General features: G+C 42.0%; 14 protein-coding genes and 1 tRNA gene. 3 read left to right on the top strand and 12 right to left on the bottom strand.

Translation table 11 applies throughout. The annotated features are described in order from the left end of the window. Positions 1-339: 339 nt before the first annotated feature. The 5 genes from AC5GD6_RS00620 to AC5GD6_RS00600 all read right to left on the bottom strand — a co-directional run bounded on the left by AC5GD6_RS00620 (position 340) and on the right by AC5GD6_RS00600 (position 4,653). Positions 340-1,194, bottom strand: coding sequence for a DUF5067 domain-containing protein (locus tag AC5GD6_RS00620; RefSeq protein ID WP_061103175.1), 855 nt, complete (start codon positions 1,192-1,194; stop codon positions 340-342). A gap of 181 nt (positions 1,195-1,375) precedes the next feature. Continuing rightward, positions 1,376-2,323, bottom strand: a complete 948-nt coding sequence (locus AC5GD6_RS00615) for a D-alanyl-D-alanine carboxypeptidase family protein (protein WP_491846006.1) — start codon at positions 2,321-2,323, stop codon at positions 1,376-1,378. Between the two features lie 67 nt (positions 2,324-2,390). Beyond that, on the bottom strand, positions 2,391-3,155 hold the full coding sequence (locus AC5GD6_RS00610) for an ABC transporter permease (protein ID WP_491846005.1): 765 nt from the start codon (positions 3,153-3,155) through the stop codon (positions 2,391-2,393). An 11-nt stretch (positions 3,156-3,166) separates the two neighbouring features. Continuing rightward, positions 3,167-3,892: an ABC transporter permease gene (locus AC5GD6_RS00605; protein ID WP_061103401.1), complete on the bottom strand. Its 726-nt coding sequence runs from the start codon at positions 3,890-3,892 to the stop codon at positions 3,167-3,169. Then, complete coding sequence (locus AC5GD6_RS00600; protein WP_010241598.1) at positions 3,889-4,653, bottom strand: ABC transporter ATP-binding protein; 765 nt, start codon at positions 4,651-4,653, stop codon at positions 3,889-3,891. Before AC5GD6_RS00600 ends, AC5GD6_RS00605 begins: the two co-directional genes overlap by 4 nt. Positions 4,654-4,795: 142 nt before the next feature. Between AC5GD6_RS00600 and AC5GD6_RS00595 the strand changes: the two genes are divergently transcribed. Beyond that, positions 4,796-5,503 (top strand): response regulator transcription factor, encoded by a 708-nt coding sequence (locus AC5GD6_RS00595; protein ID WP_416428923.1) that lies wholly within the window; start codon positions 4,796-4,798, stop codon positions 5,501-5,503. Position 5,504: 1 nt separating this feature from the next. Beyond that, positions 5,505-6,938, top strand: coding sequence for a sensor histidine kinase (locus AC5GD6_RS00590; RefSeq protein WP_491846004.1), 1,434 nt, complete (start codon positions 5,505-5,507; stop codon positions 6,936-6,938). On the opposite strand, the gene AC5GD6_RS00585 is transcribed toward AC5GD6_RS00590, so the two are convergent. Then, entirely contained in the window at positions 6,935-7,300 is a 366-nt protein-coding gene (locus AC5GD6_RS00585; RefSeq protein WP_491846003.1) for a hypothetical protein, read from the bottom strand. The two genes, AC5GD6_RS00590 and AC5GD6_RS00585, sit on opposite strands and share 4 nt — an antisense overlap. 79 nt (positions 7,301-7,379) lie before the next feature. Further along, positions 7,380-7,712 (bottom strand): anhydro-N-acetylmuramic acid kinase, encoded by a 333-nt coding sequence (locus AC5GD6_RS00580; RefSeq protein WP_491846008.1) that lies wholly within the window; start codon positions 7,710-7,712, stop codon positions 7,380-7,382. A gap of 846 nt (positions 7,713-8,558) precedes the next feature. Between AC5GD6_RS00580 and AC5GD6_RS00575 the strand changes: the two genes are divergently transcribed. Further along, positions 8,559-9,017, top strand: a complete 459-nt coding sequence (locus AC5GD6_RS00575; protein WP_491846002.1) for a hypothetical protein — start codon at positions 8,559-8,561, stop codon at positions 9,015-9,017. A 131-nt stretch (positions 9,018-9,148) separates the two neighbouring features. On the opposite strand, the gene AC5GD6_RS00570 is transcribed toward AC5GD6_RS00575, so the two are convergent. The 5 genes from AC5GD6_RS00570 to AC5GD6_RS00550 all read right to left on the bottom strand — a co-directional run bounded on the left by AC5GD6_RS00570 (position 9,149) and on the right by AC5GD6_RS00550 (position 13,723). Continuing rightward, positions 9,149-10,288, bottom strand: coding sequence for an extracellular solute-binding protein (locus tag AC5GD6_RS00570; RefSeq protein ID WP_491846001.1), 1,140 nt, complete (start codon positions 10,286-10,288; stop codon positions 9,149-9,151). A 367-nt stretch (positions 10,289-10,655) separates the two neighbouring features. Next, on the bottom strand, positions 10,656-11,324 hold the full coding sequence (locus tag AC5GD6_RS00565; RefSeq protein ID WP_491846000.1) for an HD family phosphohydrolase: 669 nt from the start codon (positions 11,322-11,324) through the stop codon (positions 10,656-10,658). A gap of 88 nt (positions 11,325-11,412) precedes the next feature. Beyond that, positions 11,413-11,497, bottom strand: a tRNA-Leu gene (locus AC5GD6_RS00560). A 136-nt stretch (positions 11,498-11,633) separates the two neighbouring features. Then, positions 11,634-12,668 carry a Ppx/GppA phosphatase family protein gene (locus tag AC5GD6_RS00555; RefSeq protein WP_276790137.1) on the bottom strand — a complete coding sequence of 345 codons (1,035 nt, stop codon included), beginning with the start codon at positions 12,666-12,668 and terminating at the stop codon, positions 11,634-11,636. A gap of 314 nt (positions 12,669-12,982) precedes the next feature. After that, positions 12,983-13,723: an FtsB family cell division protein gene (locus tag AC5GD6_RS00550; RefSeq protein WP_491845999.1), complete on the bottom strand. Its 741-nt coding sequence runs from the start codon at positions 13,721-13,723 to the stop codon at positions 12,983-12,985. Positions 13,724-13,731: the final 8 nt, after the last annotated feature.

Here is a 13,731-nt window from a genome sequence, read left to right as displayed (position 1 = left end):
GGCAATGTGTGCGAGAATTTAAGTCTTCACGTCATCGACACAATTAGGGAGAAAATGACAGAAGCTAAGTGCTCCTAAAACCATTTAAGGTTGATAAATGCCTATGTTTTATCACGTAATGTATCTTTATTATACATGATCTTATATAAGTGGTTAGATTTATATTTGATACTTTGCTTAGGGACACGGCCAACGTATAACCAAGCTCTTTCAAAGAAGGCAATTGTTTATCAATTTCCTTGGCAAAGTGTGTAGTCACTCCAGATAATGAAAACAGCTCACATTGTGAGCTGTTTTTGGTACTTTGTCTATATATTATCTATAAGACTCTATATGTGCTTACGAAAGATTAAATTCTTTTGTAACCTTACTCTCTGCTCCCCAGCTTGATGAAATTTCAACTCGAATTGGAGCTTTTTTATCCTTTATTACAAAAGCTTCGACATAACTAAACTTTCCACCTGGTTGTATTTTCGTTTCATAATGGTGCGCTTTAGGGTCATAGCCCTTTGGCTTGTTACGATAAATAGGGTGACCAGACAAAGTTACGCCGTTTTGGAAAACTTCCACTGTCCAATCAAAAGGATTGCTTGTTTTATCCTTTTGATTATTGACTACTTCATACGTGACCAAAACGGTTGGATTGCCTTCATAATCTTCGCCAGACAACTCGGCACCTTTAATTGTCACATGATATTTTCCATTATCAATTTCGCCTTCGGAAGCATCTTTGTTATCGCTGTTATTATCCTGGCTTTTTTCTTCATTTCCTGCTGAATCATCCTTTTGAGCTTTTTCGCTATCGTTATTGGATGCTGATGAAGCAGAAGACTTATCATTAACCGCTTCGCTAGCTCCCTTTAAGACCGCACTATAAAACGACTGAGTTGCCAACATAATGGCAATACTAACTATGGAAATAAAAAGACCTGCGTAAGCTATCCCACGTCCACCGACTTTGTGATGCTTAATTCCAATAAAGGCCACAATCGCGGATACCAAACCTAAAATAGAAAAGAGAAAGGTAACGTTATTTATAATGGGAACCCACGAAATCATAAGTGCAAGAACGCCCATAACAAGAGAAGTAATACCCATTGCGCTTAAAGGCAGTGAGGCAGTGGCGTTGTTTTTCTTGGATCCCACAGCTGGATCATGGGACAGAGAATCTTGATTAAACGAATGAGTAGCCATGGCGGCCTCCTTATCGCGTTGTTCTTAAACATTTTGCGGAAACTCATGAGAAACTTAGAAAAAGTGTCCCCCCCCCCCCGCTTACAAAAGTCAAGAGAAATAATCTTGAGATACGAGGTGAGGCAATAAAACTCTTGATGAGTTATGCATTGTTACCGAAAGTACCAAAATGTCGAAAACATTAACGCTTTTCTATAATCGTATTTATGGCGGCTTGAACAGCTTGATATCTGTCTTTATTGGAATGCGCAGCTAAACAGGTAATTAAATATCTTTTGCCATTGTTCTCGTACAGGGCAATGATATTATAAGAAGAAGCAAATGTTCCCGTTTTTACACCTTTGATGTACCTGTTGTAAAACAGCGACTCTTTATCTAAAAATTCATTGGTATTTTTCCACGTAAAATTACCTTGTTTTGTTGTAATGGTAAATGAGCTCTCTCCCATGCACTCTTTGACAAAATCGTAATCGAGCAGTTTAAGCGTCACCCTATTGATGTCATCCAAATTGGTAGTGGCCTGCATAGAAAATCCACTTGGGTCATAGAGATCTGTTTTGCCATAGCCCTCACGCGCTAAATAGGTTCTCAGTGATTTTACAAAATGATTGATATATTCTTTTGCGCTATGACCTGCGCCTAAATCCATTTTGCCGATATTATATGCCATAACATATGCCGCATCGTTTCCAGATGGAACAAGCATCGCCTGCATAATTTGCTTTGCAGTATACGTTCCATGCGTTAGATTAGCCATCGATGAACCCGCAGGCACAAGTTTAAGTGTTTCGTCGTTGGCTTCAAAAACGTCATCAAGCTTAACCTTACTAAGCGCATAATCTATGGCAAAAAGTTTTGACAGGCTTGCAACGGTTGGCTCCTGACCCGCTCCTTCATAAAACAAGTAGGTGTTCGCATCCATGTCATACACCGAAAAAGCAAGGGCGTCATCAGGGATTTTAAGTTGTTTAGTATTGACGATAAAATCGATTTTGTCGCTAACGTTTCTTACAATACTTGACTGAAAAATTCTGTTCCTTAAGAGCCCGAATATAACAAAAAGCATCGCAAAAACTATAACGCACACAACTAGCAGCATGTTTCGTTTGTTTTTGCTTTGCTTTTCCATAACTCGCCTCCTATTGAAGCGGCAGCACCGTTTACAAAGTTAACAACATTATATACAAATATATATATTAGTTCATCTCTTTCTTTCCAAAACGCGTTACAGCTACCCAAAATACGCCTGCAGAAATCGCAACGGCGCATGGCAAAAACGGAACGAGCGAAACACCATCACCTATTCCCATGGACGTTACCGCATGCAAAGACCGAGAAACCAAATAACCGCTATAACAATAGGGGTACGCCAACCAAAGCGGAGTATTGGCTGCTAAAACGCCTGGAATAACAAGAAGAATATTTAACCCAATGGACAACAGCGACTTTTCAAAAAGGACTGTAATTGCCCACATAACGGTAAGACTTGGAATCATAGTTAAAAACAAGATGCCACACCAATTCAAAAGGTACGTCACAGGAAGCGTTTCTGTAATTCCAGTGCTCGTGGTTGCAAACAGACCAGCTATAACAAATACCGCAAAAAATACCGCGATTTCCATAAACAAATAAAACACCAGTACGCAAAATTTTGCAGCAGAAAGGGCACGGCGGCTTAAGGGCAACGCCAACATTTTTAATATTCCGTTATGCGCCGTTTCTCGTCCTGCAATCATCACGCAAATAACAATCATACTCAGCGGCAACAAATAATACGAATAAATCAGTGCACTTTGAATAAACATCGCTGCCCATGCGTTTGTATATTCAGGCGTAAAGTATCTATGAAGACTAGCTACGCCAGATGAAACCACCAGAAGCGGAGCAATAAAAATCAAAGGAATAATTTTACTGCGCTTTACTTTTATAAATTCAATGCTCAGCAGGTTCCAAAAACTCATTTCTATACCTCCTATTCGTAATGCACATGTTGAGCTGTCCACACGCCAGCATATAAAAACAGAATTGTTTCAACAAGCGAAGCAATCACAATCCCCATATGAGGCGCAGCACTCATAGCAACAGCAGGTTTTAGCATGATTACAAAAGGAGAAATCATAAAAAGCATCATGTCTGACGAAGCTACAGCCATGCTGCTTAAAAATCCTGCCACACCAATTCCTAGTGTCATCCACATATTTTCAAATCGCGACGAAATGAAAAGCATAAAAGACAACACTGGCATGGAGGTAATAAACGAATATCCCCCAAAAGATATAAGTGTAGATAACTCAAAGGCACCCTGCGGTAAATCGGTCATACCAATATATGCAAGTGCTAAATTCTGAAGAAAAATAGCAAGCAAGAGTAGCGCGGTTAGCAGCAAGAATTTACAAAGATACATGCAAGGTACGCTCATGGGGAGCATATGCATCTTTTTAACAGCATTTCCCTTAAATTCCATGTTATACATAATGCATGCTGCAACGATCACGCCAAACATGTTTAATACCATGATCATGCCGTAAAGCTGCGTAAGAAGAATATCCATAGGCGCTAAAGGCAAGCTTAATAACGTATCTTTTCTTACAACAAAATTTACAAAGGCATAAGCCGCACCCATAATACCCACCGCAAGCATAAGGGGGATAAAACCCGTCCTTTTGCTTTTCTTAAGTTCAATTACAAACGTTTTCATAACTTTGCCCTCTGCTTTTTGCGTAAGTTGTCACTCTCAATCATAGACAGAAACATCTCTTCCAAATTATCGGCAGCAAAGCCAGAACGCAGGGCATACTGGCGCAAGTCATCCAAACTACCCTCAAATAACAAACGTCCGTGATTAAGTATTCCAATATCATCTGCCATGAGTTCAATTTCGGAGAGCATATGAGAAGAAATAAGAATCGTGCAATCGTAAAGACTAGGGAGTGATTTAATCAAATTGCGGATTTCATGAATACCAGCAGGATCAAGTCCATTTGTTGGCTCATCCAAAATCAGAATAGGCGGCCTACCAAGTAGCGCGCCCGCAAGTCCTAGTCGCTGTTTCATACCAAGTGAATATTGCTTTGCCAAACGATCGCCAAATTCAGAAAGACTCACCAACTCTAGTGCGTCTTCAACTGCGCATTGGGGAAGCCCTAAGATACGTCGAATGATATCAAGATTTTCTCTACCGGTTAGATTAGCGTAAAACGACGGGGATTCAATAAATGATCCTATTTCCTTCAATATGGGTATACGATCTGCAGGAAAATGCTTTCCATCTATGGTAAAAGTGCCTTGTGTGGGAGCTGTAAGCCCCAAAAGCATTTTCATAGTGGTAGATTTTCCCGCCCCATTTGGACCAAGAAAGCCGTAAATGCTTCCTTTGCGGATATGAAGTGAAACGTTGTTAACAGCTATAAATGATTTGTATCTTTTTGTAAGCTGTTGTGTTGTAACAATATTGTTCATAGCAATATCTCCTTTCTGAGGTTTATGATATTGCACCAACCTTGCAACAACATTCGCTCTACCTTACATCTACCTTACGTTTTGTAAGGCGTTCAAAAAATGTATACGCACATGGCATAATAGAGATAAAGGAGGCTTTGCTATGAATCGGGATGATTATTTGCTGAATAAGCACGTGCTGCTTGTTGATGATGAGGAAGAGCTGTTGCATATGGTTGTGTCCATCCTCAACGAATACGGGTTTCGCCATATAACAGCGGTTCAAACCATGAAAGACGCGATAAACGCGGCTAAAAAATTCCCTCCAGAATTAGCGATCCTTGATGTGATGCTTCCTGATGGAAATGGATTTGATCTCATGAAGTACCTCAAACAATATAGTGATTGTCCTGTTTTGTTTCTCACTGCTTGCGGTGAAGACGAGGACAAATTTAAGGGATTTAACCTAGGTGCCGATGATTATGTGGTAAAACCGTTTCTGCCAAAAGAACTCATGTTTCGTATCATGGCAATATTAAGGAGAAGTTACAAGGGCGAAAGCCCAGTTGTAAAGCTAAAAGACAGTCTGATTGATTTTTCGGCTGCCGAAGTAATAAAAGATGCAAAGCATATTCCGCTGACTGCAAAAGAGTATGATTTACTTTCTGCCTTGTACCGCAATGCAGGACGCATTATAACCATTGACGCGTTGTGTGAGGCAGCGTGGGGCGACAATCCTTTTGGATATGAAAATTCTTTAATGGCACATATACGTCGTATTAGAGAAAAAATTGAGCGTAATCCATCGCAACCCGTTTCGCTCATAACGGTTAAGGGATTGGGCTATAAGTTGATCGTGGAAGAGAAGTAGCATGAAAAGCATACCAAAACTCATAAAACGATTTATAGGTATTTTTCTGCTGAGCTCGGTACTTATTTTGGCTATAAACATCATTGCGTTTGCTGCACTGATGGCAAATCAAATCCCTCATAAAGAGACGTCTCCATATAATATTGCAAAAGAAGCTGGAGAAGCGCTCCATGTATCTGCAAACGGAGCTTTTACACTCCCTGAGCACATGAGCACTAAACTGAAAGACGCCCATGCATGGGCAATTTTAATTGATAATGACACCTCGCGCGTTGTATGGAAAACAAAAAATGTTCCCTCTACTATTCCTGCAAGCTATACACTCTCCGATATAGCACAGTTAAGCGTGGGATATCTTAAAGGATACCCCACTTATACGGGCGAAAACGAACGAGGTGTTGTTGTTGTGGGTTTCCCACGCAATAGCTTTTGGAAACACACAACACCAAGTTGGAACTACAGTTTAATTTCAAATTCTCCGCAGATTGTTTTAGGTGTTTTATGTATCAACATCTGCCTTGTCCTTGGAATTTATGTAATAGCTAACATGAAACTCCTTAAATCGGTCAATCCAATTATTAAGGGCATACAACGCCTGTCCACAGCCGAGCGTGTCCACATTCCAGAAACAGGAGCGCTTTCAGAAATATCTGCTCATATCAACTCAACATCCGATGTTTTGCAACAACAAAAAGAACAATTACGAAAAAAAGAAATGGCGCGCGCAAATTGGATAGCAGGTGTTTCTCACGATATTCGTACACCTTTATCTATGGTTATGGGATATGCTGGTCAGTTAGCAAGCTCTTCTTTGCTCGTAACAGAAGATCGAAAAAAAGCGAACATGATTAGGAAGCAAAGCGAGCGCATGAAAAATTTAATCAATGATCTTAATCTTGCTTCAAAGCTTGAATATAACATGCAGCCAATTAAGAAAAAAGAGGAAAACGCCGTTGGAGTTGTTCGTCAAGTTGTTGTTGATTTCATAAACATGGATATGCAGGGCGAATTTGAAATCGTATGGGAAACAGACGAGAATCTTACCACTTGCAATATTTTTGCAGACAGGGACTTATTAAAGCGAGCAATCTCAAATCTTATGTGGAATAGCATCACTCATAACGAAAGCGGATGCACAATTTATGTGTCTGTGAGCGCAAATCGCAACAATTGCATGATTTGCGTTGAAGATAATGGCATAGGAGTCTCAGATGAAAAACTCGAACAGCTTAATCACACGCCTCATTATATGATCTGTGATACCAGCACTACCGAACAGCGCCATGGTTTAGGGCTTTTGATCGTAGAGCAGATTGTCGATGCGCATAAGGGGAAAACTTCCATAAGCAAAAGTAAGCACGGTGGCTTTATGACTACCTTAACACTGCCGCAGGTAGAGACAAAAAGTTCTTATTCGGGCTTTGCACGTTCCTAAAAACTCATAAACAACAGGCAATACAAACCTATAGAAGATAAAATATACGTAATAGCCACTGTCAGAAAAAAGCCTCTACATAAGCCGCGTTTAGTATCAACAAAATACCTTCCATAACCAAGCGCGCACGCCACGCATAAAGGCAGACTTTGAACAAGTGTTACCTCATAAGAAACTCCCCATATGGATAAAACCTGTGGCACCAATATGGCACCTATAAGAGAGTTTATCAACAAAAGCACTGATGTACTAAACGTAAATGGAACAAATCCTGCAGACGCTGTTTGTTCTTCTACCATATCATTACGTATCACTCCATGAAACTTAACAGCAGCGCTTGTTGTAGTGGACGGCGAAGGCACGTGCCGGGCATGCTTGTGTGCAGTGTCCCTATGCAAGTTATTGTTCCGAGATTTACGAACTTTTTGAGAAGATTTACGGTTACAAGACATCGAGAACTCCAGAATTGGTAGGAATGGGACAAGGTGTTACGTTACCCAAAACAACAGAACACTTAGCACCAGTCACGCGAGGCACATTGGAAGCTCTGCCGTGCAGAGTTTCATTGCCCATAAGAGCAAAAGCGATTGCTTCTTTTGCGTCACTTGAATAGCCTAAATCGTGCTGCGAACATACCATAACACCTGGCAACATATTATCAAGCATGCTCATAAGCGTCTTATTATGAGCGCCTCCCCCAGATACAATGAGCTGGTCTTTGCAAGGTTGCTGCGCAAAATGAGGCTTTACAAAATGCTTGTATGCTTCTGCAATGCAAAATGCGCTAACGCGCGCGCAAAATATTGTTATGGAAGCCTGTTGCTGTAGCGAATATGATGCACAAGCTGCGCTGAAGGCCGCAGGAGGTCAAGTAAAAACAGCAATAACAATGTTGCTCTTGTCTTGTTCTGCACACGAAGCCCTAAATATTTTAGAACAATGTAAAGGTCATATTCGAAAGGCGTTAGAGCAAGGAGTTTAAACATATTTTGATTCCGTTTTAATGCAATTTTCACTGGTGTAGCATGCGTGATTTATATAGCCTTAATTTAAGAGCGTATATTCCAAAAAATGGTAAAAGAAAAATAACTCCTATGGCCAATAGCGTTTCAAATACATAGGCTCTTAGCATGCCAGACAAGAACGTTATGATAAGCGGAGCAATTACGATGGCGCACGACATCACAATTAAAAACAAGCATTTGTTTATATTAAGAGTTATGTGATTGATACATAGCATGTGCAGAGGGTAAAGATACAATCCAAAATCAAGTACCAAACCCATGAAAAACACCTTGTCATCTATGTAGTCAAAAGCATGAGGGTGAGCCATCCCCGATACATCAGGCTCAGGGATTAAAGACATAATCATATCCAACGCCCATGGAATGCAGATAACAGCTATAGCATATAAAGCAAACACAAGCTTTTGCCTTTTAGTCATAAAGGAACACCTCTTTAAATGACACGTCTATATAAACTCATTTATAGCACATATGAGCGCCCCTGACATATGGCGTATACTACCACGTGTTGGTTGTGTTAAGAGTTATATGCTCTGAAAAATTTATTTGACGTGGGTAAAATAAGCTCATAATCACATACGAAACGGAGCACGCTATGTTTTACGTTAACAAACGAACACTATTATTGATTGCGGGTATGGTATGGCTTATAGCTGGTTTTAATGTTGCGCGCCTTGGGTTGCTGTCATATGCACTTATCGAGGTTACATGGATGGCTTATGTACTTTCGGTTATAATTTTTTGCCTATTTGCTTTGATGTTTTTCGGCATGAGCACAAAGCATACCGCAAGAATCATGGCCTATACGTCTGCGCAACCTTTTTGGCGTTTTTTTGACCTTAAATCGTATGCTATTATGGCGGTTATGATGAGCGGAGGCATTGGCCTGCGCGCATACCATGTTTTGCCTAACTTCTTTATTGCGTTTTTCTACACGGGATTAGGGTGCGCACTTGCGCTGGCAGGTATAGTTTTTGTTAGGAACTATCTTTTGTACGATAAATCAAACGAAAAGCAAAATGACACATCATCTGCTTCTTCTACCTGCTTATAAACATACAAGTTGCAGGTACCTACCTATACTGCGTAGACACCTGCAGAGCAATTGATGTCTCAGTGCGCCCTAGGCACACCCACCTATACTGCGTAGACACCTGCCGCGCAACTGTGCGGTGCGATAAACCCCTATTTTGTCTTAAAGCGAGAGTCTCCACCTTTAAGCGCTTGCATAACCTCGTGCACATAACGCTCAGTATTTTTCTTGGCGTCCTCAAAGTCGTAATCCATAACATTATTAGGATCAAGACCAAATTCTGCAGCAAGAGGCGGTTGTTGTGCATCGTCGATAACCAAAAACGGATTAGAGCCCACTTCCTGAGCACGCTCAACGCATTGCGGCGAAAGCGCGTACTCGATCCAAAGTTGCGCGGCATACGGGTGCTTGCAGCCTTTGATAATAGCTGTAGCACCAATTTCATAACTTGTTCCCGATGAAGGAATTACAATGCGGATGTCTTTATAGCCATTGGTTACAATTTGCTTAATGGCCAGCGAAACAAACCCAATACCAATAGCACACTCCCCGGTGCCAACATTTTGAGCAGGGCCAACACCACTTTTACTATAAACCGCAATGTTTTTATCCAAATCAACAAGGTACTTTATACCCTTATCATGACCATATTTTTGAATCATGGTGTTGATAAGCAGCTTAGCCGTACCAGCCGTGTTGTAATTAGAAGACCAAATTAAGCCCTTATACTCGGGCTTAAGTAAATCGGGCCAGTCTGATGGAGCTTCAAGCGATCGTCTATCAAGCTCTGCTTTATTGTAGAAAAAGCCCAAGCTACCTTTATAAATGCCATACCAATAATTGTGATCGTCTTTGTAATGCGGAGAAAGTAAGTGCGTTGCATTACGAGCTTCATAAGGCTCAAGCAACCCCTTTGAAGCAGCAATATTATAGGGATCGGTAGTGCCTCCGAACCACACATCACCTGATGGGTTGCCGTTTTCTTCTTCGATTTTTGCCTGAACTTCGCCCGTAGAGAGGCGCATAAATTTAGTGGTGATACCAAAAAGCTTTTGAAAATTGTTACACGCTGCCGCCACAAAAGGTTCTTCTGCAGAGCCGTACACAATCAGCTCTTTTTCGGCTTGCGCTTTGGAAATTAAGCCCTGATCGGCAATACGAGATAAATCCACGTCTTGCGACTCTTTAGTGTTGTCCGTAGACGAACAACCGCCAAGTGCGCCAAGCATGCCAAGCGTAGCTGTACTTGCAGCCGTACCGTATAAAAAGTTTCTTCTGGAAAGAAACGCCATATCCTCTCCTTATTTGTTTGTTGCTCCAAGCAAAATTGTGGTTTTACCTGACAAACTAGTTATATACCATAAAACAAAACGTTTTTGCCACGCGATTGGTGTTTTTACCATAAAATAACGTGGTTACAAACTACGCAAGTTTACGGCAAGAACCGTATTTAGTATACACAATATACCTATCAGTAAGACTTAAGTTTTATACGATAGTGATGTGCTTGTTTATATGGCAATGTTCTATATAAAGGACGTATAAAAGGCGGCAAAAACGGTTGGTGGAGGCGCATGCCATAGGCATCTGGTGTAGCACGCGCCTTCGGTATGTACGGTACCGCCAACTACCTTCCGAACAAGAAATTTACACTACAGACTACATGCGCTGCGCAACCTCAAGAAGTGCTTCATCGCTATTTTGTGGATTCTCGTCCAACCACGAAGGATTGTCTTTTAACCATTGGGCACGATTAGGGTCGGTTGCCTTGCATGCAGCCAAAACAGCGGCAAGCATCGTCTCAACATCACAAGAATTATACTCAGCCCCTAAAGTCATTTGCTCGCGCGCGCATCCAGCGGCAAATTTTTTGTTTTTAAATTTCTTCTTAAGGCTTGAAAGTTCAAGATCCTGACAAGATTTTGAAGGACGAAGACGCGCACACGCGTCAATAAGTCCCGATGTTTCATCTGCAGCAAAAAGCACACGCTCCATTTTGAGTTCAGGCTTAGGAAGGCTATCGTTGAGGTCGGAATTGTGCGTTTGAATTGCGCGAATGAGCTCCGCAGAGGCTCCTTCTTTGGTAAGCAAGCGCTCGGTACAAAGAGTGTGGTCTTCATCGCCGTCACAAACTTCCCAATCCATATCGTGCAGCAAGCCAACTTGACCCCAAAAATCAATATTATCTTCATCGTGAATTGCTGCAAAATAGCGCATTAAACGCTCTAAGGTAAGTCCATGAATAATATGAAATTCCTCTTGATTGTACTGTTTGAGCAGCGAAAATGCCTTTTCGCGCGTTAGGTTAGAACAAAGTGTAGCCGACATGGTATAAGCTCCTTATCACGATTGTTGTATTAGGCATTAAAAAGTTGCATTCCCGCAGGTAAAATATGGCAAAAAGGAAGAAAAAAGCTGGTGGGGGCGGTGGGACTCGAACCCACATGACCGAAGTCGGAGGATTTTAAGTCCTCTGCGTCTGCCAATTCCACCACGCCCCCAAACACGCATTACGCGATGCGCCCGTATAAAGAGCACGAGAACTTTTAACACTTTAACACGGAATGCGCGATCCATAAAGCATAAATTAAAAATTTGTATAAGATGTGCGGAAATGCGCGCAAGCGACACGCATTCTTACAAACGAGCTAAACCAGGCTTCCATGGCAGGGGCACATAGTCGTTGTGATACTCTGCAGCAGCACAAATACCAAGTCCAACCAGCAAATCGTGTTCGCTCACCGTAAGCTCTTTAAAGCCCGAACATTTCATAAGTTCGCTCAAGATAAGAGCGCCGCCAAAAATTACATCGGCGCGTTTTTCTTGCAGGCCAGGAAGCGCTTTAAGCCCGTCCAAATCGAGCTTGCTCATACGAGCAATAAGGCCTTCTATTTCGTCAAATGTAAGCGTATGCAAATGAACAAAAGCAGGATCATAAGGCTCAAGCTCGTGCAACATTGCAACCAACGAGGTTACTGTTCCGCCACAAGCAATCATCTTTTGTGGCTCAAGCATTAAAATACCCTCTTCGTCCACCGCACCTGCAAAGCTATTGCGCACAAACGCGCGCGCCTGCTCTATTTTTTCTGCGGTAGGAATGCCGGTATACAAATTATACGAATCACTTAAACGACGGCATCCTATACCAATGGACATAACACGCTCTACTACGGGAAGCATGTGATGCGTTGGCTTTGCGTCATTGGTTGGGCGATATGAAAGCTCCTCTTCTTCGGCCAAACGACCAACGGTTAACTCGGTAGAACCGCCGCCATTATCAACAGCTAAAATGCGCTGATTTGGAAAATCTTGGCATATACCTAAAAACGTCAGGCAACCTTCGGTTTTACCACCAATAACCTGCGCAATAAGACCCTTTGAGGATAGTCCATCTAACAGAGGGCTTACATTATGAGATTCACGAGCGGCGGCTGTTAAAACACAGCAAACGCCCACTACATCCATAGACTTAATGATGGCAACGTAGGTGTCAATGCACGACAGCACGCGTTCGATAGCGTCTTTGCTCAGATTTCCTGTTTCGTTAAACCCTTTACCCAAATCACAAATGGTTGAAAGCTTTTTAACCACTTTCATAGGCTTGGAGTCTATATCAAAAATTCCCAAACGAACCGTAACGGTACCTATATCTATGCATGCAATTTGTTTCATAACATAACCCACCTTTTATACGCAAACACTCTTTTAATAGTACAACAAACAGCAAATAACGTGGTTTGTAACAAAAACAAAATCGCCGAAAGGTGAGCCGCGGCGCACAGATGGGTTGTGAAATGTGAGCCGTGGCGCGCATACCTTGCTAATTTAGATGTAAAACACAGCGCAGATGACGTGCATTTGGGCACGAAACATAAGCTAGATGACAGATGTACAGCAAAAAAGCACGAGACAATTGCTACGTATGGAGCAATGCAATAACTGCTTAACGTGCGCTTAAACACCATACGCAGTTAAAAGTTGTAACGCTAAACGCGCTTATTCCAAATATCTTGCGGAGAAAAACCAAAGAGCGTGTCGAGCATTTTGTCAAACCACGATCGCGAATCAGGATATTCAACAGGCTTTGAAGGATCTTCAACCTCTTTTTGTTCCAAACCCTCTACATTAACGCCAACCTCACCTGGAGATACATATCCCCTTTTGCGCGCCTGTGTTTCAACACCTTCTTCGGTAAACAAAGAATCGCGTTCAGCTTCAAGCTCGGAGTTTTTTTCTTCGATATACGCTTTTTTCTGCTCAAGAACGTCGCCTGTACGACGAGCAACATAAAAGTCATGAACAGGCCCTACGACACCAAGTGCGATAGCCACAACCACCAGACAGACAACCCAAATTTTACGGGATAAAATGGTAGAAATGATTCCTACAAGCTGTCCTACCTGCGCAGATAAAGCATGCTGCGATGTTGCGCGACTTCTATTCTTATAGCTGCGACGCTGAGCGCGCTTAGAAGATGCTCCTGGTGAAGATACTTGCGCCGAATTGGAAAGATTGCTTAAAAATGAAGGATTTTGCACGGAAGTGGGATTTTGCGACAGTGGCGCAGATGAGCGCGTCATTTGGCGCACGCGAGACGGGCGAGACGAGCGTGATGCGCGAGACGAATTCACTTCTTCGCGTGCATTGCGCAACGTGTCTACAGCGCGCGAACGACGTGCAGTAGCGCGCGTGCTGTTTGATTTTTGAGATGAATCTGAACTATACATGCAAGAAA

It is taken from the genome of Fannyhessea sp. (assembly GCF_986145555.1).
This window is presented reverse-complemented; position numbering and strand designations above follow the sequence as displayed.

What these genes read in the sequence shown, in the direction of transcription:
- AC5GD6_RS00620 (WP_061103175.1), bottom strand. Translation starts at nt 1,194, where the DNA reads ATGGCTACTCATTCGTTTAATCAAGATTCTCTGTCCCATGATCCAGCT.
- AC5GD6_RS00615 (WP_491846006.1), bottom strand. Translation starts at nt 2,323, where the DNA reads ATGGAAAAGCAAAGCAAAAACAAACGAAACATGCTGCTAGTTGTGTGC.
- AC5GD6_RS00610 (WP_491846005.1), bottom strand. Translation starts at nt 3,155, where the DNA reads ATGAGTTTTTGGAACCTGCTGAGCATTGAATTTATAAAAGTAAAGCGC.
- AC5GD6_RS00605 (WP_061103401.1), bottom strand. Translation starts at nt 3,892, where the DNA reads ATGAAAACGTTTGTAATTGAACTTAAGAAAAGCAAAAGGACGGGTTTT.
- AC5GD6_RS00600 (WP_010241598.1), bottom strand. Translation starts at nt 4,653, where the DNA reads ATGAACAATATTGTTACAACACAACAGCTTACAAAAAGATACAAATCA.
- AC5GD6_RS00595 (WP_416428923.1), top strand. Translation starts at nt 4,796, where the DNA reads ATGAATCGGGATGATTATTTGCTGAATAAGCACGTGCTGCTTGTTGAT.
- AC5GD6_RS00590 (WP_491846004.1), top strand. Translation starts at nt 5,505, where the DNA reads ATGAAAAGCATACCAAAACTCATAAAACGATTTATAGGTATTTTTCTG.
- AC5GD6_RS00575 (WP_491846002.1), top strand. Translation starts at nt 8,559, where the DNA reads ATGTTTTACGTTAACAAACGAACACTATTATTGATTGCGGGTATGGTA.
- AC5GD6_RS00570 (WP_491846001.1), bottom strand. Translation starts at nt 10,288, where the DNA reads ATGGCGTTTCTTTCCAGAAGAAACTTTTTATACGGTACGGCTGCAAGT.
- AC5GD6_RS00565 (WP_491846000.1), bottom strand. Translation starts at nt 11,324, where the DNA reads ATGTCGGCTACACTTTGTTCTAACCTAACGCGCGAAAAGGCATTTTCG.
- AC5GD6_RS00555 (WP_276790137.1), bottom strand. Translation starts at nt 12,668, where the DNA reads ATGAAACAAATTGCATGCATAGATATAGGTACCGTTACGGTTCGTTTG.
- AC5GD6_RS00550 (WP_491845999.1), bottom strand. Translation starts at nt 13,723, where the DNA reads ATGTATAGTTCAGATTCATCTCAAAAATCAAACAGCACGCGCGCTACT.